Genomic DNA, 23,869 nt, shown 5'->3' on the forward strand with positions numbered 1-23,869 from the left:
AAATTGGAAAGAAGGAAAATGAAATATCTTGATGAATATAGAAATCCTGAAATTGTAAAAAAGATGCTGGATGAAATCCATGCCATTACAACCAAACCATGGGTAATTATGGAAATTTGCGGCGGTCAAACCCATTCAATCATGAAAAATGGTATTGACCAGTTATTACCGGATAAAATCGAATTGGTTCACGGCCCGGGTTGCCCGGTTTGCGTCACTCCATTGGAACAAATCGACAAAGCTCTGGAAATAGCTTCCCGCCCTGATGTGATTTTTACATCGTTTGGCGATATGCTTAGAGTTCCAGGTTCCAACAAAGATTTGTTTATGGTCAAATCAGAAGGTGGTGATGTTCGTGTGGTTTATTCCACTTTGGATGCTGTAAAAATTGCCCGCGAAAATCCGGATAAAAAAGTTGTCTTTTTTGCAGTGGGTTTTGAAACCACGGCACCAAACAACGCAATGGCTGTCTGGCAGGCACATAAAGAAGGGTTGACCAATTTCTCAATTTTAGTTTCGCATGTCCTTGTTCCACCAGCAATGGAGGCTTTACTTTCTTCGCCGCAAAACCGTGTCCAGGGATACTTGGCCGCCGGCCATGTATGCACCATAATGGGCTGGGAAGAATATATCCCGATTGCAGCAAATTACAAAGTGCCCATAACAGTAACAGGTTTTGAACCGATGGATATTGTTGAAGGTGTTCTGATGACAATACGCCAATTGGAAAAAGGAACACACGAAGTTGAAAATCAATATGCAAGATTGGTAAAACGGGAAGGTAATATCCCGGCACAAGATTTAATTGGAAAAGTATTTCAGGTTTCCAGCCGAAAATGGCGCGGTATAGGGGAAATTCCACAAAGTGGATTTAGTCTGCGCCCAGAATTTGAGAGACACGATGCAGACCTTGTTTTTGATCTTGGTGAAATAAATGTTGACGAACCGGCAGAATGTATCAGTGGTGTAATTCTGCAAGGTCTAAAAAAACCGCATGAATGTCCGGCCTTTGGAAAATTATGTATGCCTCAAAATCCGCTTGGTGCAACCATGGTTTCCAGCGAAGGAGCTTGCGCGGCTTATTATTCTTATAACAGACATAATCCAGTTAAAAGTTAAGACTGAAAAGTGAAGAATAAAAAGCATGAGTAAATCTGTATTAAAAGATAAAAGTTTTAATTTTTCAGTCAGAATTGTAAAATTATCTCGCTTTTTAGCAAATGAAAAGAAAGAATTTGTTTTAAGCAGACAAATTCTTAAAAGTGGAACTGCAATTGGTGCATAAATTCGGGAAGCAGAATTTGCCCAAAGCAAAGCAGATTTCATTAATAAAATGAGTATTGCCTTAAAAGAGGCAAATGAAACAGACTATTGGTTAGACTTATTAATAGAATCAGATTATGTAAAAGAAGAATTATTTAAGAGTTTAAAAGAAGATTGTAACGAATTAATTTCAATGCTTGTTGCAACTGTAAAAACTTCAAAAAGGAATAGATAGTTTATTTTTCACTATTACTTTTTAGTTTTTCATTTTAAGATTAAAAGGATTAAGATATGACGACAATTCTCCCTGAAGGTCTGAGTTGCCCACTCCCGATTACACAACATGATAAAGTTCAACTTAGCCATGGTAGTGGCGGAAAAATGATGAATGACCTGATCAGTAAATTATTTTTATGGGCTTTTGATAATCCGCTTCTAAATAAAAAAGATGACCAGGCTATAATTGAAATGAACGGCAAGAAGTTTGCTTTTAGTACGGATTCGTTTGTAGTCGATCCACTTTTCTTTCCGGGCGGAAATATTGGTGAATTGGCAGTAAATGGAACTGTAAATGATGTGAGTATGAGCGGTGCAAGACCATTGTTTCTTAGTACAGGCTTTATTATAGAAGAAGGATTTTCAATGCAAGAGCTGCAGAAAATTGTTGAGTCTATGCGTGATGCCGCAAAACAAGCAGGCGTAATGATTGTTACAGGCGATACAAAAGTTGTAAATAAAGGCAAAGGCGATAAAGTTTTTATCAATACTGCAGGAATTGGAATTATTGATCATGATTTTTCAATTGGTTCATCCAATTTGCAGCCAGATGATGTGTTGATTATTAACGGCACAATTGCTGATCATGGTATGGCAATAATGTCGCAAAGAGAAGGGCTGGCTTTTGATGCACCCATTAAAAGTGACACAGCTGCTTTAAATGGATTAATAGAAAAAATTCTTGAAGCGGGTGGCCCGGATATCCATGCAATGCGCGATGCAACCCGCGGTGGTGTGGCAGCTATTTTAAATGAATTCGCAGAAGACTCTGCCGTTACACTCCGGATAAAAGAAGGACTAATCCCAATAAATGCACCAGTTAAAGGGGCTTGTGAAATAATGGGACTCGATCCGCTATATGTTGCTAATGAAGGTAAAATGGTTGTATCTGTTTCTCGTAAAAATGCAGATAAAGTTTTAAAGGCCATGCAATCTCATCCACTTGGCAAAGAGAGCGCAATCATCGGAGATGTAATAAAAGATAAGCCGGGGATGGTTACTATGCAGACACGAATCGGTGCCTGGCGAATAGTTGACATGTTGGTTGGTGAACAGTTACCAAGAATTTGTTAAAATGTGAAACCTTCCGGGTTTCAAAAGCCTGGAAGGTTTTTACGATGTTGCAACAGTTGTTGTAATTATTGTAGGCATAATTGCTGCGACCATTATTGCGACCTGCACAGCTTCAATTGCTTCTTTGGCAGCTTTTCCTGCTAATTCTCCATTCACAATTTTTTCGATTCTCTTTTTTCTGCTTTTTAATTTCTTCTTATCAAAATTCAAACGTAATAGATCGGCACTGTTTGCAAGCGATAAAAGGACAACCGTCCTTGCATCAAAATCTTCATTATCTTCAAAAATGGCTTTGTGTAAACGGTCGATTATTTTTCTTTCAGGTTCCGGGTTCAATTCAGGATAAATTTTCCTTGAAAATACTAATAGTACTTTGTCTTCATCAGCCCTGAGAATTCCCTTTTTTACTAATTCTCCCGCAATACGATGTTTTAAATTTTTAACCCCGGCAAAACGTGATACCCATGTTGTGATACTAGCGCGTCTTTTTGCATTTGCAATTTTTTGACGACATTCTTCTAATAGCGGTTCACCCATTATTGAGTTGTCTTGAATATTTAATAATTTTTTCTTGTTAGAGTTATCAACAGAAATGGTTTTATTCAATAAAAGTTCTGCAACAATTGCTTTAGGGCCAACAGTAATATTTCTTCGTGTAGAAAAAGTCTATTATTGTTCATTATAAATCCTGCTCCATTGTAGTAAAATTTTTATTTGTTTCTATAGGTTAGAGGGACGATTCTTCTGACTTAAGGTTACGAGATAAATTATTAACCAACTTTTTATTTTAAAAATTACTAATTCATTCCTAAAAGCAGGCAAAATAAATCTTCTGTCAGGTGCAGGATCAAATTTAGCAGGATATCTTTTGGCACTGTTAGCGGTAAAATAAGGCTTGTACAATTCCGTGTTGGATTTGTTTTAGAAGTTTTTATCCTGATGTGAGCGAATTTCGGAAATCCACCGGTCAATGCACTTTTTTGTCAATTGATTCCAGCTTCCATTAAAGTTGTCGTCTTCAAATTTATAAACAGTCCCTTCCATGTTTTGGGCATATAAGTCCGGCACATCGTAAAATATTCTATGGTTTTTTGACGAAATACCTAATGGCATCATAAATCCAAATGACACAGCGTCTGTTTCTTCAATATTTTTTACCATTTTAACTCTCCTTGTTAGCCTTCAGGTTATAATCATCGAATGATAGTTTTAATAACTCGAGTTAATTTGGTAAAAATTTTTAATTTATTTCAGAAATTCAGTTCTAATTATGGCTGCCTTTCTTTAATGATGAAGATTGCTATTCCCTTATCAATAAAATTAAACCATTAAACATGAAAATCCCGACTCATAAAACTTAATTTACAAGTCGGGAAACGGTTCTATTTAATAAATAGTAATTTTCTTCTTTTTACGAAATTACCTGATTTTATCTGATACAGATAAACGCCAGTCGCCAAAAAGTAATCAGAAGCATTGAAAGTTATTTTGTAATGATGGGCTTGTTGAAATTCGTTCACAAGCGTAGCCACTTTTTGGCCCAGTGTATTATATACTGTAATCTCAACATCACTATCCTGGGAAAGACCATATTCAATTATTGTTTCCGGATTAAAAGGATTTGGATAATTTTGTCTCAGGTAGAACTTATACGGCACAAGCTCATCCCCGATAGGTTCCGCTGAAAGAACAAATGGTTCATCCAGATTGCCGACTAAGTTATCGGTTGTGAACATTGTTTTTTCTGTTACCGGTCTTCTTTTTCCTGATGAAGGTTCAAAGACTTCAAAATTAATTGAATCTCCTGTTACTTTATTCGAGTAAACTGGCAGGAATCCGATATATTTATCCATTTCCGGAATATACTGGATTTGTGTTAAACCCCGACATTCATAATCTGAAAAAGCAGCAAGGATCAATGTGCTGTCTTGCATTTCTTTATCATCAAATTCAATTACAGATGTCATGCTCATATTGTACTCATAAGCATTGATATCAATTTCCCATTCCGGAATCGCGGGATATGAAAAGGAAACTTTTCCAAGGACAGGATACTGAAATTGTGTTTCTGTGTTGGATTTAAACAAGTAGCCCTGGCCAGGAACCATTTTCTTTAAGCTGCCTTCCCAGGTTTGGGTGGCCGCAATAAAATCCGCAAATTCCGTTTGGCTTTTAATACGATCACCTGCAGCAGCCGGGAATAAATTCAAAGTCTCATTTAAGTCCAGAATTTTTGGATTCATATGTGCAATCCAATTCCAGCCTTTTTCGATGTTCATGGTTGCCTGAACCGGATCAATGGGCGCCCCTGTATATTGAAAAGAGCCGCCACCTTTTAGATAAATTTGATAGCAAGATCCAATTTCCAGCGAACGAAGCCCGCCACGCCATCCTAATTCTTTACTGTATTGGCTGAAACGATTTTGACTTTTAATTAGATCGCCTTCAGATGGATTAAGGCTGCTCAAAGCAAAATCCAACGGCACAGATCCTGCATAAACATTTAAGCCAAACCAGGTCCAGCCTGCATTTAAATCTATAACTTGCACATGGGCATCGGGTTCTATGATAAGTGGTGCAGAAACAGTTCCAAGAGTGCTATTGCTGGTAAATGTATAATCACTTCCAAAAAAAGCATATTCCCTTCCTTTTGAGGCATCCCACAAGCGGAACGTAAGTATTTCTCCAGAGGCCTGATTACTGTAAACTGTAATAAAGGCAACATATTTATCGATGGCCGCTACATGTTCAATCTGTGCTACTCCGCGCAATTCATCTCCATTGTAGACCCCAACTTTATCAAAAACGTCCCGGGAAAGCGTATCATCAAAAACAACCTGTGCGGTAAGATTCATGCTAAAAGAATATATGGCAGGATTGACTTGCCACAATGGAGCTTCGTGAAGAACATTTAATGTTACCAAAAGCCGCTCTTCGCCTGATGATGTGACAACGACAACTGTATCACGATAAGATGCTACGTTTAATTGTGAGTTTACATTAAAGGTTATTTCCTGTTCACCTGATGGCGGGATAGAGCCATTCATAATACTTGGTGTAAGCCATTGTGGATGAGACATTATTGTAAAACTTTCATCCAACCCGCCGGCGTTCTTAAGCGTGCGTGTAAAACTTTCATCAGCATCCTGGTAAATTGTATAAACCACGTTTGGTACGGACCAATAGACAGGACTTTGATTTACTCTAAATATATGGCTTACTTTTTTGCGCAACCTGTTCCCATTTTTATCTCGGATACCGGAAACAGTTGCAGTTAGTAACTTGTCTTCAAATAGTGCAAGGTCTTCTTGTGGCGTAATGATCAATGTGTTTTCGAAAACGGCTGTAACAATTTCAATTTCTGTACTGTCTTCAGTTACAAAAAGTGAAGCGCTATTCTCATTTAAAAAGGCAGGATCAATTTCCCCGGAAAAAGCAAAAGTAATATCCTCTCCAAGATTTAAAACACCATCGGATGGTTCCGGTGTTCCAAAAACAATTAATGCGCTACGGTCGATAACTCCCTCGGCAATAGCAGAATATTTTACACCCTGCTGGCCACAATCGCTAACAGCACGCAGTTCATATTCACCATCCATTAAAAAGCTTATGTTCCAATCTTTCATTATAAACTCAGAAGCAATATTGTCTTTGGCATATATAAACGGCGTATTCCATCCCTCACCACGCCGGCGGTATTGAAACTTAACACTTTTTAAATGCTGGTTGTCAGTATCGTATTCATTAATTACAAATTGCAACGTATCATTATCGGAGGAGTTGAGTACCCAGTTGTTTTCGGGGATTAAAAGATTTACATCACTACAAGGGCTAATATAGTGGACAGAAAACGTAACTGTATCGGCAATTGCCTGCTCATCACCCGGTGCATACATTTTAACTTTAAGGTTCTCATAATCGTATGCGATTGGTCCGCGGTCTACAGAGAGAGTTGCGGTTAATTGTTCTCCGGCAGGAATGGTGTAAGAAAGGTGATCTTCTATGACTACACCTCCAATCCGGATAATGGCTCCATCCAGGTTGCTGGACTGGATAACCGAAACATGATATTCTCTTTCTTCGCCGCTTTCACTTTTATTCCCTAAATATAAAATAAAAGGTGCCGGATCTTCGGGTTGAATATTGTAAGCTTCATATTTGTTCATGCTGATATCAACACCATCTCTCGGCTGACTTCCTTTTTCCCATGGATTACTGCTTGTACCGCCAACAACATCGAATACCGGCGTACCAAATTGGGTATCATTTTTTAAATTAACACTAAAGAAGTCTCCGGCATCATCATCATCAAGTGTATAACCTGTCGTGATTTTTGTTGTGGTCGTGCTTTCATCTACTCTTTGATAGCGGAATCCTGCCTTAATAATTACGCCTCCTTCAGCTGGCACACCTCTATCTACAATGCCTATTCCAAGGGCCAATTCTGCTTCAACAAATATTGAATAATCATAAGAATAATAGCTGGCATTTTCGATAGTATGCGTGGAGCTGTATGGTGCTCCTGCGCTAAAAGAAATATTTTTTTCAAATACGGAAATATTTTTCAGACTATCATTGCGGGCAAGAATACTTTCCCAGGTATTTATGGAGTTTTCATATTTTACAACAAGGCTGTCTGATTCTTCTGATCTGGCAACAAATTTCAATTCACGTAACTGCGGCAGCAGAGTATTTCTAATATGTGATTCTGTATATGTAAAAGTTGATTCTATAGCCTTTGGTTCCCAGGCAAGTGTTGTGTCTATAACTACCTCATGAGAAGTCCAGTCGTATCCAATAACATCTGTTAGGGCATATAGGTTTACGTACGAAGCACCCACAAACACATCCCCGCTTTCTCCTATGAAATTATCATTATCGGCAGTACTAAATTTTTCGGCAAAAGTCATTTGGTGTAGTTTTCCGGTTTTAATATTATGTTCCGTACCAACAAGTACAGAACCGCTGGCAATAACATACGCCCCGGCCGATGAGCCAATACTTACAACGCCTATTCCAACCGAAACATCTGCAATAGCCCCAACCCTTACATCCCACCAGGCACCGGCAGCAAAAGATGGTTGATACGAATGAACGGTGGACCAGGCAATGGTTTCATCCTTTTCTAAAAATGAAAAACTTTTGTCACCTGGAGGATCACGCAAAATAAGAAAGGGCATTTCCGGTGTTGTAGCTGTGAATGTTTGTGAGCGTGGATGATGTCCGGTAATTAGTGCCCATTGCTGTAAGCTTGTAGTTTCTTCACCAATATTTGCCACTACTTCAAATAATTTTTGATATGGATGACCAACCGTTGCAAAGATATTTGGTTCGCCCGGAATAAATTGGTAAGTGGCCACTCCATCAACCAAATCTATTGTAACAGGATCTGAATTGCCGGAAAGATCATCATAAATTGTGATGCTGCCCTGGTTAACCGGGCAGGATTCATCACCCCAAACATCTTCTATTAATATTTCCAGATCATAAGTAAAATCTTGCTCAAGAATGGGGACATTATAATCACCTTCACCAAAATCCGGCCAGTTGTTTATAACAATTCGCGGCGTTTCCCTGTAAATAAAATCATGTCGTTGATCATGCCATTTCAAATTTATGGTATCTGCACTAAAATATTGCAAAACTCTCTGGGCAGGCAATTCCGGGTCATCCGGATAGACGTTAATTACATCCAACATATAAATCTGTGCAGGCAGTATAACACTAAAATTACCGTTTGAATCTGTTATAATAGTGTCTTGAAAACATCCGGCAGCATCGCCCATTGTTGTAACCAAAATCTCTGCTCTGCCGATATGACCATCGCAAGCACCGCGTAGCATTCCGCTTAGTTTATGTTTTGTTGTATCGATTATTGTCAGGCCCAGTTTGTCATCCTGCAAATCTAAACCAAGGCTGTTTGGATTAAAGGCGTGTGCAGAAGCTGAGTCTGAATAATCAAATTTAAGATTATAATACCCGGGCCTGTCTACTGACAGGCTAAACTTGCCGGCTAAATCTGTAATAATTCCGGTAGGTGCATCGTCTAAAATTATTTCTACTCCAGGAACGGTACACCTGGTTCCGTCCATCAAAATTGTTCCGGCGATTGTAAGAGATGTGGTATCAATAAAATCGACGGATTCAAGCTCATAGCGGGTCTGGTTCATTTCAATCGTCTTGATACCTGGATCAAAGGCATGGCCCAATTTATTCGGTGTAAGGTCTAACAAAGAAGAGTTGCCGTAATAGATGTTAGCTACATCGTAATTTCCATTCTCATCAGTTAAAATAGTCCCAAAAGCAGAATTGGATACAGGGCTGTATTCTGCACCAAATAACTTGCCATGAAGACCGGAGTTCTTGGAATATTCGCCAACAATACCCTCAGGGGTTCGAGTGGGCAAATCATCAAAAGTCCAATAGGCCACTAAACCGGTTTCATCACCTTTCAAAGACCGGTTCATATTGGCCAAAATTTCTTCTTCAGTGCGCTCTACATTCCAAATGCGAACTTCATCAATTTTCCCTTTAAAAGATTCCCCATCATAAGCCTCGTTTTCCCATTTACCAATCTCGAGGATTTCTGTATTGTTAAAATCATAAGTAAAAACACCGGCATAATATTCACGCCCATCGAGAAACAGAGATATTTCATTGGAAGAATTACGCTTGGCTGCAATATGATGCCATTTATCATCACCTTGAATTTTTTCATTTATACTGAATGTTTCGTAGGCAACTTCGGTATTGCCTAGTTCCAGCGTAAGCTTATCATTTAGTAGGCAGAGAGAATACCAATAGTGTGAATCACCTCTTTTTGTGATAATTCTTTTCCAATTTGATCCGGGAGTATTTGTATTTTTAATCCAGGCCTCAATGGTAAATTCGTCAGAGATAATATTTAGTGAATTATCATGATCAACTTGAACTACATCGTTTTCACCATCAAACTCCAGACAACTAAAAATGGAACTGCCGGATGACTCAATATTTATTTCCACACTGTCAACACCGGCTCCATAAGGTGTTTTAACCCGGCCTTCCAGTTTGCCATTTGCCTGTTGCCAACCCAGTGAATAATCTGGCAATGATTCGCCCCAATAGCTACCGATGGAAGAAACTCCATAATGTTGTAATTTCCCGGGAATCGCATCATAATCATAATAAGCCATTGTTGAAACAGAAGTAGAGTCAATCAATTCCTGTTCGCGATATATTTTAAAGCCTAAAGGAGTAGGTACATCCCCAAGACTCCAGGATATTTTATTTCTGTTGCTATATGTACCATTTGAAATGTTGGTGATATAAGGCCTGTATGTCAGTTCATGAATGTAAGCGGCTCCGGTCCAGCTACTTTTACGTGGCGCACCACTTATAATTGTTGAATTATGTACATCAACTGAATAACCATAATATTGGTCAGCTTCGCCTTCATTTAACCAGTTTTCTACACCGTCCCAAAAACCATCATTATAACGATATGCAATTACAACTCCCTGAGGGAAGTCATGCCCACCAAGATATGCCCCGACAACCAGAATATTGTCATTTAATGCCAAAGAATGTCCAAAACCGTCAAGGCCCCAGCCCATAAGTTCTGTTTCCTGTAACCATGTGCTATCACTAAAACTAAATACAGCCACGTGGTCCCGGCCATCATTATCAAAAGTACCTACTAAAATCCTGCTTTTGTGTATCGCAACGGATGTGCCGCTAAGCGTAAATGTATTTTCATTTATATACCTGATGTGCTGTTCTTCAATCCATGAATCAGATATACCATCATACCTAAAAATGTATGCTCCACGATTATTTGAACCAACGATTATTTTGTTGCCACTAATGCTGACATCAATACCAAATCCATCTCCTGCTGATGCATCGCTGGCCCTTAGCCTGTCCCGCAATACCCAATTGTTTCCATCATTTTGATAAATGTATACAGATCCGGAGTCTGCTGTGAATGTGGCGGGTGCACCAACAGCCATAAAGTCACCATCAATATCCACAGCTTCTCCAAACAAGAGTGAGTCCGCATCTGCTGTAAAAACTTGTTCCTCGTTCCAGCTCTCACCGTCAAACTCAAAAACAAATGCTTTTCCGGATACATTACCAACTTCGCCAAAAATGCCTGGCGCACCAATTATAGCAGTGTTTTTGCTTAGCGCAACAGAAGTTCCAAAGTATTGGTATTGTGGCAAATCAGTACTACTTGTGATTTTTTGAAACTCAAGCCAGCCATTTATTCCGTATTGATAAAAATAAGAGGAACCATGGCTGTGTATTTCATTTTCTCCGCCCTCACCAGGAGCACCAACGAGTGCCCAAAAGCCATCCATTGAAACAGATGAACCAAATCTGTCAGCAGCAGTAGCATCTGTTGCATTTAAAATGGTTTGCTGTGCATAAGGTTGTGCATTTAGCGTGCTTATAAAAAATATAAAAGCAAAACAATAGAATATTAAGTTGAAAATTTTTGCATTTAAAATTCTACTTGAAAAGAGGGGACTCATAGTAAACCTCCGGTAAATAAAATAGGATATTTTCCTGACACTGAAGAAAAGATAACGGGGAGTAAAGTTTTTAAAATATGATATAGTCTGGATTACATTCTTGAAATTTGCTTGTAATCATGATCAGGGAAAGGAACTCCCAAAAGTCATTATCCTCGAAAATAATGAATCAGACATACATCTATAATTCTGGCTAAATATACTAAATTAAACCAGCAAGAAAAATAAAATAGAAAAGAATTTTTGGATTGAGTTAAATAATCTAAAAAAGTGTTTGTAAAGGCAGTTGTCTTAGAAAGATTTTATTAATCTGTAATAAGTTACAAATAAGTTCTTCCATCCGCGTGGACTTTATTTTTTCCTAAAGAAATGGGTTTAATACTCCATTGTTTCAATTTGTCAATCACGGTGTCTATCAAAATATTAACCTTAGTTAAGGCTGTTTTTGAAAGATCTAAACCCATTTCTATTTTGGCAGGTTGCATTCCTACAAGAAAAATTTCCTGAGGTAAAAGGCCATGAATTTTCAGGTCCGTTAAAAGGTCGGTAAGTCCAAGATGATGTAATGATAATTTCTTATTTAAACCCATCAGTATTTCATCATTCTCAAAAGAGTTGATATATCCCGGTTCTTTTTCGAAATCTATTGCATCAACAATTATTATTTTTTTGTTTTCTTCAAAATAGGGAAGTAGATCATAACTGCTTGTTCCACCATCTATAAGGTTTACGTGTGGGCTAAACGTATATTTGCGGTTCATATTGTTAATAACATGGATACCTATACCTTCATCCCTTAACAGGATATTACCAAGACCAATTATGGCTGTTTGCGATTGAGTTTTATTCATAGAAATAAGAACTTTGGAAAAGCGGGTAGAGCGCATATTACGCCCTATGCTTTTCGCTCTTAAAATTAAAGGGCTTTTACTTTTACAATATCGCTGCCATTATTATCATGCAGATGGATGGCACAGGCCAGGCATGGATCAAACGAGTGAATTGTCCTTAAAACTTCCAAAGGTTTCTCCTTCTGGGCTACCGGATTGCCGACAAGTGAAGCTTCATAAGGGCCCGGTTCATCATTTTGGTTACGTGGGCTGGAGTTCCAGGTGGAAGGAACTACACACTGGTAATTTTTGATTTTCCCATTCTCAATAATAATCCAATGCGAAAGTGTCCCACGGGGTGCTTCGTGAAAACCAAATCCTTTTTGTATGCCTTCCGGGAACTCGGGTTTATTGAAAGTAGCAAAATCACCCTTTGCGATATTGGCCATCAGCAGTTTATAATTTTCTTGCAGTGTTTCATAGAAAACGGCACAACTTACCGCGCGTGCAGCATGCCGCCCCAAGGTTGAATGCAATGCAGAAACCGGAATTTTATGACCCGCAATTGTACCAATCTTGGAAAGTACATAGTTTGTATATCTTTGCGTTGGTTCGTGGCCTGCTTTATACATAGCCAAAACATTTGCCAACGGTCCAACCTGAGCCGGTTCGCCAAAAAATGTAGGCGATTTTACCCATGAGTATTTTTCATTATCATTAAAATTTGTGTATTTCGGTTCAGTTTCTTCCTGCCAGGGGTGCCTGGTCCATTCACCATCGTACCAGGAATGTTTTATACTCTCCTGGACTCCATCCTTAAAATATTGATCATCAAAACTGTTGATTGCTTTAAACTTTCCAAGATTGGCATTTGGGATGTAACCTCCGGGATGCATAAACTGAGTACCTTTAGTATCAATTGGAAATTCCGGAACGCTGAGATAGTTTACGATTCCTTTCCCGTAATTGAGCCAATCCTTGTAAAAAGCCGCTACTGTGCAGACATCTTCTACATAAACCTGTTTGATAAAATCGCCAAGTTCATCAATAACGGTTTTTATATTGTAAAGCCGTTCCATGTTTAAGGCTGCCTGGTTATCAGGATTGATTGGGTTGGCAACGCCCCCAACTGCCAGATTTTGAATATGAGGTGTTTTGCTACCCAAAATTGAGACGATTTGGTTTGCCTTTCTTTGATATTCAAAGGCCTGCATATAATGTGTCGCTGCGATCAGGTTCACATCGGGCGAAAGTTTCATGGCCGGATGCCCCCAATAACCACTGCTAAAAATTCCCAGCTGGCCGGAATCAACAAATCCTTTTAGTTTTTGCTGAACCGCTTTCATTTCCTGTTTGCTGTTGCGGAACCAGGGCGAAAGGCTTTGTGCCAGTTTTGCCGCTTTCGCAGGATTACCTTTTAATGCGGATACAATGTCCACCCAATCCAAGGCAGAGAGGTGGTAAAAATGTACAAGCTTATCATGAAGGGCATGGGCCGCCATAATAATGTTGCGGATATATTGGGCATTTAAAGGTATTTCCATTTTAAGAGCATTTTCTACTGCCCGGACGGAAACGATGGCATGCACCGTTGTGCAAACCCCACAGATCCGTTGTGTAAAAAGCCAGGCGTCCCGTGGATCACGCCCCTTTAAAATAGTTTCAATGCCTCGCCACATCTGGCCGGATGACCAGGCCTTGGTGACTTTACCATTATTAATTTCGCAGTCAATTCTCAAGTGGCCTTCAATCCGGGTTATGGGATCTATTGTTATTCGTGCCATTTTTTTCTCCAATGTTTTTAAATCACAAAATTTTAAAAAACAAAAGACAAATAAATTCCAAATGATAACGAACAATAATCAAATAAAGCCTGGTAAACGTTTGTTTGGGAATTTGAATTTTGTTTTTTTATTTGATATTTATGATTTGTCATTTGTTATTTTCCAATTCTTTGCAATAAAAACAATTTTTACTTTTGATTTTGTATCAAGTGGCAGTTTTCACTTCTGGTAAAACAGGTAGCCGCTTTATAAAAATCAGGTACAAAATAATTTCCATTGAGATAATTCCTACTGTGATTAATATTTCTTGTACTGCCGGGAAATAGTGATATCCACCGCCTGGATCAAATCCAATCAAGTATGTATTAAAACGATATATTACCCCCGCAAATACCATGGAAGAGGCCGATAGAAAAAGAAATTGCCTGCTCTGCCTTTTTTTGCTAGAAGTGAGGATAACAACCGGATAGATATAAAGCGCATTTTCGAAAAGAAACATAAAGCTTTTTAAATCACAATTTAAAACAGAGCCCAAAGTGCCCCGCCAAATTAAATCGGTTAGCCTGATTGCCAGGTACGCAACAATCAGATAGGCGATAATTTTTCCAATTTTAGATAGTAGTGGTGTTTCAAAAGGTCTGTTCATTGTTGTTGAAACAAATAATGATTCAAAAACAACAATCGCGAAACCCATGGATATAGCCGACATTAGAAAGAGCAGTGGAAGCCAGGGAGTTTGCCATAAGGGTGAAAGCTTTGATCCCGCCATTATCATCATTGTTCCCAGTGATGATTGGTGCATAGTTGGTAGTAAAATTCCCAGGGCTATAAAAATAAACATTACTTTTTTTAGTTTGCGCAAGGCATTGGTCTTGTTGAGTTTTTCCAGAAAAGCAGGAGAAAACTCAATCCACATTACCGCTACATAAGAGGCCACACAAACAGCTACTTCGAACATTACAGAATTGGTGTTTGCATACCATGGCAGAAAAATATTGTGCAATTGCCACCATCTTCCCACATCCAAATAAATGGAAACACCGGCTAAAGTATAACCAAACATCCCGGCCATCAAAGCAGAACGGACCAAAGGATGATATTTACCGCCGTTGAGCATGTACACCAACATAGCCATAGAGTAGCCGCCGCAGGCAATTGCAGTCCCGGTTACAACATCGTAAGTGATCCATAATCCCCAGGGATAACCGTCATTAAGATTGGTTACAGATCCTAATCCAAAAATGAATCTTTTTAACATGAGGACAGCTGCAATACCGGCGAAGATCATTAAAATTTTGAAGGGTGTAGTCATAATTTTCCCGCCGAGTTCTTTTGGCTTATTCATTGTTACCCCCTTTCTTTTCATCGCTTTCAGTGTCCAGTTCGGTTGATTCATTTTTTAATGAACGGTGAGCACCGAATGCCAACCAGGCAAATAGCACAAATGGGGCAATTAATCCTTTATATAAGGTATGCTGAATGCCTTCAGATAGCACAGCCTCGGACTGACCGGGCAAAATCGGCATCCCTAATTTTTCAAATGGAATAGCTGAAAGCATAATGTATTGTGTCCCACCATTTTCATGTTCACCATATACATAATTCACATATTTTGAGATTGGTTTTGTTGTTCTGTATTGTGATTCCAATTCTGATATTGGAAAATTGTACTCTTCCCCGATGCCCGAATTCAACCTTCGGTGGGCCTCCTGCAACAAGTCTTCTACATTGCCAAAAATGGAAGCACCACACGGGCAAGATTCACAACAACCGGGAATTCCTCCATCTGCAATTAAATGCTGGCACATTTCGCATTTCTTTAGTTCTGGGAAGGCTTTTCCAAATTCAAATTTTGGAATATTAAAAGGGCAGGCCATTTGGCAATAACGGCAACCACAACAGGCATCTATATCCCAAGATACTATTCCATTAGTTTGGTTTTTTGTAAGCGCGGTTGTCGGACATACAGAAACACAATCCGGATCAACACAGTGCATGCAAGCTTTTTTTACAAATGAAAAGTCATTGCCGTTTTTATAGACTTTAATTTTATTTAAAGTGTCTACTGACAGATCTGATGCAGAATCCCAGCTTTTGGGAACGCCAAGTTCTTTTTCAATTTTATGTTCAGCAGTTTTATTATTTAGGATTTTACACCCAACTTCACATGCTTTACAGCCGATACAGAGTGTTGCATCGTACAAAATCCCTACTGCATCTTTTAAACGATTTTTTGGTTCCCTGGCGATGACATTTGTAGTTGAAGAAGCAGTTACAACACCCGCCGAGAAGATCTTAAAAAAATCCCTTCGATCAATGTTCATAACGCCTCCTGATTGTTTTCTTTATTTTGTTCAGTAGCAGTTTCTTCATCTGCCTTTTTTAAGGAATGCGATATTTTTACACCGGCACCGATGGCACCACCGGCCATAGCCCCAACCAGGGCGGCGGCTCCTACACTTACTCCGCTTCCTTTGTCATCATTTATATTTGGGTATGATGCAGGTGGAGTAAAAGGGAATACGCTCGCTTGCTGATGTAATGGTTTGTTAAAGCCGACACCTTCTTCGGTACACCCATAACAAGGGTGGCCTGTACCTACAGGCCAAGTTGCATTTCCAACATCCCCGAAACGTTGTGTTGAACAATTGCCAAATGTTTCCGGTCCTTTACAACCGATTTTATACAAACACCAGCCACGTCTATGGCCATCGTCACCATATTCGTTGGCAAAACGGCCTGAGTCAAAGTGTGGACGTCGTTCGCAATGCTCATGGATTAATCGACCATAAGCAAAAACGGGGCGACCGAAATCATCCAGTTTAGGCAGTTTTTTTAGGGTTAAATAATAGAGGACTGTTGAAAGTAGGTTATATGGGCTTGCCGGGCATCCGGGAAGGTTTATCACAGGGATTGTTAAAATTTTATTAACCGGTGTCGCACCTGTTGGATTTGGTTCTGCGGACTGAACACCACCCCAGGATGCACAAGATCCGATTGCAACAACAGCTGCGGCTTTTGGTCCAATATCTCTCAAAATATCTAAAGCGGTCCGGTCTCCAATCTTGCAATAGATACCATTTTCTTTTACCGGAATGGAGCCTTCAACAATTAAAATAAATTTACCAGTGTTTTCCTCGATCGATTGATATAAAGCCTTTTCTGCCTGATGGCCCGATCCTGTATTTAATGTTTCATTATAATCCAGCGAAATCAAATCCAGGATAAGGTGTTCTATCGTTGGATGAGTTGCCCGAAGCAAAGATTCGGTGCAACCGGTACATTCCTGGAAATGCAGCCAGATTACAGGTGTTCTACGGGTTTTTTCAATTGTCTGTGCAAGTAGCTGGGTCGTACTTAAAGGGAGTCCAAGTGATGCAGTAATTGCTGCGCAAAATTTAAGGAAATGTCTTCGTGAAACACCGTTTATAATACTGCTTTGATTATTTCTTCCGGGTGATGGATATGAGTCCAATAAATTAGCCATTTCTTTTTCCTCCTAAACAAGAGTTTAGTGTCCAAAGAGGTGTTAATGGAGTCTCAATTTTAAGATTGCAGAGTGGAAGTATAGAAGAGTATTCGGTCTTTAGAATTGTATGAGTTTGAATATAATCGCAAAATAATCTTTGGTTTCATCATATAATAAAAACATAGTCAGGGTCCTGTATTTGGACACAATGTTATTATCAAATAAACCTCATGTTTCAATGATTATTATGTTTGTGCATTAATTCACAAGTAATATATTAATATAAAATTCTGATATCAATTTTTTTCTTTATTTAATTATAAAATCTGTTATTTTTAATACTAAAATTTTAAAACGGGGACAGCAATATGGCAGGACTTAAAAACAAGACAATTATTATAACAGGCGCTAGCCGGGGAATTGGCAAAGCAATGGCAATTAAATTTGCGAAAAATGGAGCCAATATAGTTGCAGCTTCTAAATCATTAACGGCTCATCCAAAATTACCGGGGTCGCTTGAGGAAACAGTTGCTGATGTTAAAAAATCCGGCGGACAAGCTATTGCGGTTCAGGTAGACGTGCGACATCCCGATCAGGTAAACAATATGGTTGAGTCAGCGGTGGAAACATTTGGCGGTGTTGATATGTTGGTTAATAATGCAGGTGCAATCAGCTTAACATCTGTAGAGAAAACAAGTTTAAAACTATATGACCGGATGCATTATGTGAATGACAGGGCTGTCTTTTTGTGTTCACAAGCGGTGCTGCCATATTTAAAAAATTCAGACCAGGGTCATATTTTAACTTTGTCACCTCCTATAAACCTTAATCCGAAATGGTTAAAAGATTATAGTCCGTACACAGCAAGTAAATATAGTATGTCCATGCTGACAATTGGTATGGCTGAAGAATTAAAAGAAGATAAAATTGCCGTAAACAGCCTTTGGCCCAAAACAATTATTGCCACAGCGGCTATTGAGTTTGCTGTTGGGGATAAAAATATGCTAAATGTTTGTCGTACAACAGATATTATGGCAGATGCTGCTTTTGAGATAATCTCAACAAATGACATGTCTTTGACAGGTAATTTATTTATTGATGAGGATATTTTGAGAGAAAAGGGTGTTCAGGATTTTGATAAATATCTTAATAATCCTGAATTTAAAGGCAAACTTTATCCGGATTTGTTTTTAGATGAATAAGGAATCATTCTTTCAGGCGGTTAAGATTGTTCTTTTTGCGGCTTTAGCTATCTGGCTAATTGAGATCGTAAATTTAATTTTAGGTCACCAGTTTTATGTATGGGGAATCTTGCCAAGGGATTTTGATAGTTTACCCGGAATTATTTTACATCCTTTTATTCATGGAAGTTTGCAACATACCATATTAAATACAATCCCCTTTATTGTACTTGGCTCTTTTGTTGCGCTGGAAGGTAAGGCAGCCTTCATTAAAATAACAGTACAAATTGTTTTGATTGGAGGATTATTACTCTGGCTATTTGGGCGATCTTCTTACCATGTTGGAGCCAGCTTACTCATTTTTGGGTATTTTGGTTTTCTGCTTTCTCTGGCTTTTTATAAGAAAACAATTAGCTCAATAGTAATTGCCGGTGTGACGATTTTCATGTATGGTGGATTAATTTATGGTATTGTCCCGATGGATAACCAGGTATCGTGGGAGGGGCATCTTTTTGGTTTAATAGCAGGTGTTTTTGGAGCCAGGTTGACAAAACCTGGTAGCAACGCCTGATTTTACTCGAGGCAAACAACGAGGTATGATTTTGAATTCTGCCAATTTATTGGAATTACATAAGACTCAATATCTTCAGGCAGTCTTATATCACGGGCTTGGCCCTCAACAATCACAGGAATCGAAATTAAGAATTCGTCTCCAAAAATTTGACGTAAATTTCCAGAAATAGTGTTTGCTATTTCACCAGCAAGGTCTTTCAAATCTTCCGATGTAACATCGTCAATTCCTAACATTATTTTTGCCAGAGAAGAGAGTTGTATTTTCTCTGTTGTAAAATAAATACTTCCTTTTCGTTCTCCCGATATTCCAATTATTCCTGTATACTCAAGAACAATGGGTTCTTCTTTTTTAAGAAAAGGAATTCCACATTCTGCACTCTTTCCGGACACTTCCTTAAAAAATTGTAATGTTGTTTCAATAAAATGGGTCAATTCTTCTTTTTTCATTCTTTTTCACTTATACAGTTTCGGCTAATTTAATTATTTTATTTTGTACATCTTCTGTTGAGAACGGCTTAGGGATAAAGGATTTAGCACCATTTTTTATTGCTTTAATTCCAGTTGCTTTGTCAGTAAGTGCGCTTATAACTATAACCTTTACATCAGCTTTTATTTTAAGCATTTCTTCTAAAACAGTTAATCCATCCATTTCGGGCATTGTGATATCGAGTGTAACAATAGACGGTAAATGCTCTTTAAATAGTTCTAAAGCTTTTAACCCATTACCAGCAATACCAACGAGCTCAAATTTATCTTCAACTATGCTTCTCTTTATAATTTTGCGGATGATCGAAGAGTCATCTACAATTAGAATCTTAATTCGGCCAGACAAATTTCCCCCTCTAATAAGACATTATTTTTAATTTGTATATACTAGTGGCAATGTGATTTTAAACTCACAGTATTGCGACTCTGAAAAAGTCACATCAATTTTACCATTATGTTTTTTAAGTTCTTCATTAATAAGATCCATTCCTATGCCGCGTCCCGAAATTAAATCTGACTCAGCAGAAGAAGAAATACCAGGTGCAAAAATAACGTTTGCAATTTGCTTTTTATTCCACGAGTGTATTTCATTTTCGGTCCAAATATTAGAATCTAAAGCACTCTCTTTTAACTTTTCAATTTGTAGGCCCCGTCCATCATCTCTAAATGTTATTTCGAAACTGTCATGATTTATTTTATTTTCCAGCGAGATTAAACCAGCAGCCGGTTTCGATTGATCTTCTCTTTCCTGAGGTTCTTCAATTCCATGGGCTATACTGTTCCTTACCAGTTGAATAAGTACATTTTTTAATAAAAGTCTGTATTGAGGGGGGATCAACTCTCCCTTAAAGTTTTCGTAATTAAATTTAATATTTTTCCCGAGTTCTTTTGAAAGACGTTTAATTAGGTTTTCTATAGACTGAGTTAGCGAACGGTTTTCCATCATATGTTTTTCAGGGCTTTGAGTACTGAAATTTGCTAATCTGTCAATTAAACTGTTTAACTCATTCAGGTTATTTTTAAGCGCTGAAAGCTCCATTATAAGAGGAAGGAAATCCGGTCCTTTAATTGATTTTCCTTTTGAAGATACCTGTAAAACATTGCTTTCTAAATCATGAACCTGTTGTCCAAAAAAGTTTAAATCCAACAAATTGGCATTTCCTTTTAGTAGATGCAATGAACGAGCCATCTTTTCAAGGATGTTTTGATAGTCTTCATCTTTAGTTTCATTTTGAAACAATTTTTCAATTGAATCCAGTTCATCATTTGTGGATTTAATAAACTCATTAAGCAGTTTAGGATCGAGGTGAAGAATGCCCATTAACCATTCAATCTGCTTCTTAGATTTCGCTTCGGTATCTGCTAATTTTTGAGACAATTTATGTTCTTCAGTTTCATCAAAAACTGTAACAATCAAGCCTTTAATCAGACTGTTATGTAAAATTCTTTTAAAACGAAATGTGAGAAACTTCGAAGATTTATGATCCTTAGTTTGAAAATGAAATTCCAGTTTCTGTATTGGGTTTAATTCGGTGATTAATTCTTCTTCAAGGCCCGGATCAAAAATTAAATCTAGATATTCCCTTGTAAGGTTCACCTGTTTTTCTGATAAATAGTAAGAAATAAACTTCAGAAAGTTTTTTCCTGAAGGGGAATCCGTATGAAGGATCTTAAGCAGTGCGGAAGAATATTGTGATTGAATAATTAGCTCATCATTGAGTAAAAAGAATCCTTCTTGGACATTTTGCAAAATACTGTCTTTTTCTTTTTGAGCAAGCTGTAAATCCCGGTTTTTTCCAATCAGCTCTTTTGTTCTCTCTTTCACCTCTTTTTTTAATAATTCCCTTTGAGTTTTAATCCGCGAAACACGTTTTTTGTAAAAAGAAATAGATAAGAGAATTATCACAAGTCCGGACGAAACCTGAAACCAAAGTGTTTCCCAGATAGGCGGTTCTATATTTATTCTTAGTTGAGTACCTTCTAAATTCCAAATTCCATCATTATTGGAACCTTTTACACGAAAAGTATATTCACCACCATCGATATTCGTGTAGCTGGCATATCTTCTGTTTCCAGCATCAATCCATTCTGTATCAAAACCTTCCAACATAAACCTATATTGGTTTTTACTTGAATTTGTAAAATCCAAAGCGGCAAAATCAAAAGAAATATATTTATCTTCATAGGTTAATTCTAATACTTCGTTGAATGCGAGGACGCTGTCAATTGGGAAAACTTTTTCATATTTCTTAAATGATGTGATTACAATATTGGGGATATTCTCATTTTGTTTTATCGCTGAAGGTACAAAACCTGTAATTCCTTTTACACCACCAAAAAACAGGCGGCCATCACTAAGTTTAAAAACGCTCCCGGCATTAAACTCTACATTTTGAATACCATCTTTTGTACTAAAATTTTTGAAGGAATGGTTATCCGGATCAAATCGGGAAATTCCCTTATTAGTTCCAAGCCATAAAAAATTTTCATCGTCTTCAGTGATTGAATAAATGACATTATTCGCAAGTCGTTCATCTTGAAGATAACGAGTAAACTTGCCGGTCTTGATGTTGAATTTATTCAAACCTAAAAGGGTTCCGATCCACAAATAGCCTGGGGTTTTTTCTGATTCGTAAATACTGATAACCAGATTGTTGCTAATACTTTCAGAGTCTTGTGCATCATAATTGAAATTTGTGAAAACCTCATTAACAGGATCAAATTTACTTAAACCATTATATGTGGCCAGCCATAAAACATCGGATTTATCAATAAAGATTTTCAATATCCGGTTATCTGCTATTGAATTTTTGTCACCGGCTATATTTGTGTAGCTCTTAAAAGTTTCATTATCAGGAAAAAAAATGTTTAGGCCACCCATTGTTGCAATCCAATAAGTACCATTGGCTGCTTTTTCAATATCTCGTACAAAATTGTCACTTAAACTGTTTTTACCTTTTTCAAATGTATGAAATGAGCAAAGGCCGGTTTGGGGATCAAATATATTTAATCCACCTCCATTAGTCCCAATTAGCAGTTTTCCATCTTTGTATTTATGGATTGCACGAACAATATTTTGGTTGATTGCATTTTTATAATCATTTGCTACATAATGTTTAAATTTATGTTTTTTGAAATCCCAGAAGCTAATGCCTTTGTTTGTACCAATCCAAATTTTACCAGGATCAGTTTCATTTATTGACCATATTTCATCAGCATTTAAAGAGTGCTTTTCATTTGGATTACGATAATAATTATTAAACACAGAGTGGGTTTTATTAAAGCGGTTTAATCCGTTGTTTGAGGTTCCCAACCATACAATCCCTGAACGATCTTCAAAAATATTTAGTATCTGGTCACTGCTTAAGCTGGTTGGATCTTTGGGATCGTTATTGTACTTAGAAAACTTCTTTTCATTTTGATTGTAAAAAATCAAACCATTTCCCGAACCAATCCATAAGTTTCTTTCACTATCTTTATAGATATAGTTTATTGAATTTTGGGAAAGTTTGGTTTTGCTTTCTGATTTGAATACGGAGTTATTTATCTTCTTCGTCTTGGAATCAATTGTAATTATTCCCTTAAGCGCGGTTCCTACCCATATAACACCATTTTGATCCTGATTTATTGAAGTTATGGAGGTGCTGTTGTTCTCAAGTGTTATCCTCGAGATTTTTTTTGTTTTTAAATCAAAAAAATTCAAACCAGCATCTTTGGTTCCTATCCACAAATTATCACTTGAATCCTGGAAAATTGTTGAAATACGATTTGAACTTAAAGTTGTGCTGTCATTATTCTTTGATTTATAGGTATTAAGCAGTTCGAGATTTAAAGAATATTCCTTTAACCCGGCTCCTTCGGTTGCTACCCAGACACTTTTAGTATCATTTGTAAGTATAAAACTTATCGATTTTGCTGCTTCTTCATCAATCTTAAGTGCTTTAAATTTACTTTTTTGCGTGTAATAAATACTTACGCCATTGCTGGTAGTTCCAATCCAAATATTTCGATTTGCGTCTTGAGCGATTGAGGTGATATTATATGAATTATATTTATCACTTGTATTCATTAGATCATTATAAATTTTAAATGAATACCCGTCATAGCGGTTAAGACCGTTTTGAGTACCAATCCACAAAAAACCGGTTTTGTCTTGCAAGATGGTTGTGATTGTATTTTGGCTTAAGCCATTTTTTGTAGTCAGATGCTCAAATTTTAAGTTTAAACTGTTAGCAAAATTGAGGGAAAAACTTAGCAAAAGAGGGAAGAGAAGTTTTTTCATGATTATACTATTTTTTTGGTTGTTGTTGCGGTAGCTTTTAACTTCTTCGACCATTAAAACTGTAAACTTAAGATGTGTTGTGTATTGTAGGATTTTCTTACATTTAGCTTAAATACTTAATATTAATACTTACCA

General features: G+C 37.6%; 15 protein-coding genes and 1 pseudogene. 5 read left to right on the top strand and 11 right to left on the bottom strand.

The genetic code is table 11. The annotated features are described in order from the left end of the window. Nucleotides 1-18 precede the first annotated feature (18 nt). The 3 genes and pseudogenes from hypD (at nt 19) to hypE (ending at nt 2,613) form a co-directional block, all read left to right on the top strand. Entirely contained in the window at nt 19-1,119 is a 1,101-nt protein-coding gene (hypD, locus tag HND50_15790) for a hydrogenase formation protein HypD (GenBank protein ID NOG46704.1), read from the top strand. A gap of 25 nt (nt 1,120-1,144) precedes the next feature. Then, nucleotides 1,145-1,498, top strand: a pseudogene (locus HND50_15795) (four helix bundle protein). Between the two features lie 56 nt (nt 1,499-1,554). Next, the gene (gene hypE / locus HND50_15800) at nt 1,555-2,613 is read left to right on the top strand and encodes a hydrogenase expression/formation protein HypE (protein NOG46705.1); all 1,059 of its coding nucleotides are present in this window, start codon (nt 1,555-1,557) and stop codon (nt 2,611-2,613) included. Nucleotides 2,614-2,652: 39 nt separating this feature from the next. Here the strand turns inward: hypE and HND50_15805 are convergent, their stop codons facing one another. The 8 genes from HND50_15805 to HND50_15840 all read right to left on the bottom strand — a co-directional run bounded on the left by HND50_15805 (nt 2,653) and on the right by HND50_15840 (nt 17,230). Further along, the gene (locus HND50_15805; GenBank protein ID NOG46706.1) at nt 2,653-3,219 is read right to left on the bottom strand and encodes a GPP34 family phosphoprotein; all 567 of its coding nucleotides are present in this window, start codon (nt 3,217-3,219) and stop codon (nt 2,653-2,655) included. Between the two features lie 315 nt (nt 3,220-3,534). Further along, nucleotides 3,535-3,774: a hypothetical protein gene (locus tag HND50_15810; GenBank protein NOG46707.1), complete on the bottom strand. Its 240-nt coding sequence runs from the start codon at nt 3,772-3,774 to the stop codon at nt 3,535-3,537. Nucleotides 3,775-3,995: 221 nt separating this feature from the next. Continuing rightward, the gene (locus HND50_15815) at nt 3,996-11,129 is read right to left on the bottom strand and encodes a T9SS type A sorting domain-containing protein (GenBank protein NOG46708.1); all 7,134 of its coding nucleotides are present in this window, start codon (nt 11,127-11,129) and stop codon (nt 3,996-3,998) included. A 320-nt stretch (nt 11,130-11,449) separates the two neighbouring features. Continuing rightward, the gene (locus tag HND50_15820; protein NOG46709.1) at nt 11,450-12,016 is read right to left on the bottom strand and encodes a HyaD/HybD family hydrogenase maturation endopeptidase; all 567 of its coding nucleotides are present in this window, start codon (nt 12,014-12,016) and stop codon (nt 11,450-11,452) included. A gap of 29 nt (nt 12,017-12,045) precedes the next feature. Beyond that, nucleotides 12,046-13,743: a nickel-dependent hydrogenase large subunit gene (locus HND50_15825; GenBank protein ID NOG46710.1), complete on the bottom strand. Its 1,698-nt coding sequence runs from the start codon at nt 13,741-13,743 to the stop codon at nt 12,046-12,048. Between the two features lie 205 nt (nt 13,744-13,948). Further along, nucleotides 13,949-15,088, bottom strand: a complete 1,140-nt coding sequence (gene hybB, locus HND50_15830) for a Ni/Fe-hydrogenase cytochrome b subunit (GenBank protein NOG46711.1) — start codon at nt 15,086-15,088, stop codon at nt 13,949-13,951. Continuing rightward, entirely contained in the window at nt 15,081-16,067 is a 987-nt protein-coding gene (gene hybA / locus HND50_15835) for a hydrogenase 2 operon protein HybA (protein ID NOG46712.1), read from the bottom strand. Before hybA ends, hybB begins: the two co-directional genes overlap by 8 nt. Beyond that, entirely contained in the window at nt 16,064-17,230 is a 1,167-nt protein-coding gene (locus HND50_15840) for a hydrogenase small subunit (protein ID NOG46713.1), read from the bottom strand. Before HND50_15840 ends, hybA begins: the two co-directional genes overlap by 4 nt. A gap of 350 nt (nt 17,231-17,580) precedes the next feature. Here HND50_15840 and HND50_15845 point away from each other — a divergent pair, with 350 nt between their 5' ends. Both HND50_15845 and HND50_15850 read left to right on the top strand, forming a co-directional pair. Further along, complete coding sequence (locus HND50_15845) at nt 17,581-18,414, top strand: NAD(P)-dependent oxidoreductase (protein ID NOG46714.1); 834 nt, start codon at nt 17,581-17,583, stop codon at nt 18,412-18,414. Then, nucleotides 18,407-18,964, top strand: coding sequence for a rhomboid family intramembrane serine protease (locus HND50_15850; protein ID NOG46715.1), 558 nt, complete (start codon nt 18,407-18,409; stop codon nt 18,962-18,964). The genes HND50_15845 and HND50_15850 overlap by 8 nt, the downstream gene beginning before the upstream one ends. A gap of 2 nt (nt 18,965-18,966) precedes the next feature. On the opposite strand, the gene HND50_15855 is transcribed toward HND50_15850, so the two are convergent. Genes HND50_15855 through HND50_15865 form a run of 3 tightly spaced genes read right to left on the bottom strand, consistent with a single transcriptional unit; the run spans nt 18,967 to nt 23,734 of the window. Continuing rightward, nucleotides 18,967-19,413: a chemotaxis protein CheX gene (locus HND50_15855; GenBank protein ID NOG46716.1), complete on the bottom strand. Its 447-nt coding sequence runs from the start codon at nt 19,411-19,413 to the stop codon at nt 18,967-18,969. A 10-nt stretch (nt 19,414-19,423) separates the two neighbouring features. Then, a complete protein-coding gene (locus tag HND50_15860; GenBank protein NOG46717.1) occupies nt 19,424-19,786 on the bottom strand; it encodes a response regulator in 363 nt (120 codons plus the stop codon). A 39-nt stretch (nt 19,787-19,825) separates the two neighbouring features. Next, nucleotides 19,826-23,734 carry a hypothetical protein gene (locus HND50_15865; protein NOG46718.1) on the bottom strand — a complete coding sequence of 1,303 codons (3,909 nt, stop codon included), beginning with the start codon at nt 23,732-23,734 and terminating at the stop codon, nt 19,826-19,828. Between the last annotated feature and the right edge of the window lie 135 nt (nt 23,735-23,869).

This window comes from Calditrichota bacterium, from assembly GCA_013112635.1.
In the GTDB taxonomy this organism is placed as follows: Bacteria; Calditrichota; Calditrichia; order Calditrichales; family J004; genus JABFGF01.

Excerpts from the sequence above, each read along its gene's own strand:
- HND50_15825 (NOG46710.1), bottom strand. The coding sequence starts at position 13,743 with ATGGCACGAATAACAATAGATCCCATAACCCGGATTGAAGGCCACTTG.
- HND50_15845 (NOG46714.1), top strand. The coding sequence starts at position 17,581 with ATGGCAGGACTTAAAAACAAGACAATTATTATAACAGGCGCTAGCCGG.
- HND50_15815 (NOG46708.1), bottom strand. The coding sequence starts at position 11,129 with ATGAGTCCCCTCTTTTCAAGTAGAATTTTAAATGCAAAAATTTTCAAC.
- hybA (NOG46712.1), bottom strand. The coding sequence starts at position 16,067 with ATGAACATTGATCGAAGGGATTTTTTTAAGATCTTCTCGGCGGGTGTT.
- HND50_15820 (NOG46709.1), bottom strand. The coding sequence starts at position 12,016 with ATGCGCTCTACCCGCTTTTCCAAAGTTCTTATTTCTATGAATAAAACT.
- HND50_15850 (NOG46715.1), top strand. The coding sequence starts at position 18,407 with ATGAATAAGGAATCATTCTTTCAGGCGGTTAAGATTGTTCTTTTTGCG.
- hypD (NOG46704.1), top strand. The coding sequence starts at position 19 with ATGAAATATCTTGATGAATATAGAAATCCTGAAATTGTAAAAAAGATG.
- hybB (NOG46711.1), bottom strand. The coding sequence starts at position 15,088 with ATGAATAAGCCAAAAGAACTCGGCGGGAAAATTATGACTACACCCTTC.
- hypE (NOG46705.1), top strand. The coding sequence starts at position 1,555 with ATGACGACAATTCTCCCTGAAGGTCTGAGTTGCCCACTCCCGATTACA.
- HND50_15855 (NOG46716.1), bottom strand. The coding sequence starts at position 19,413 with ATGAAAAAAGAAGAATTGACCCATTTTATTGAAACAACATTACAATTT.
- HND50_15840 (NOG46713.1), bottom strand. The coding sequence starts at position 17,230 with ATGGCTAATTTATTGGACTCATATCCATCACCCGGAAGAAATAATCAA.
- HND50_15810 (NOG46707.1), bottom strand. The coding sequence starts at position 3,774 with ATGGTAAAAAATATTGAAGAAACAGACGCTGTGTCATTTGGATTTATG.
- HND50_15865 (NOG46718.1), bottom strand. The coding sequence starts at position 23,734 with ATGAAAAAACTTCTCTTCCCTCTTTTGCTAAGTTTTTCCCTCAATTTT.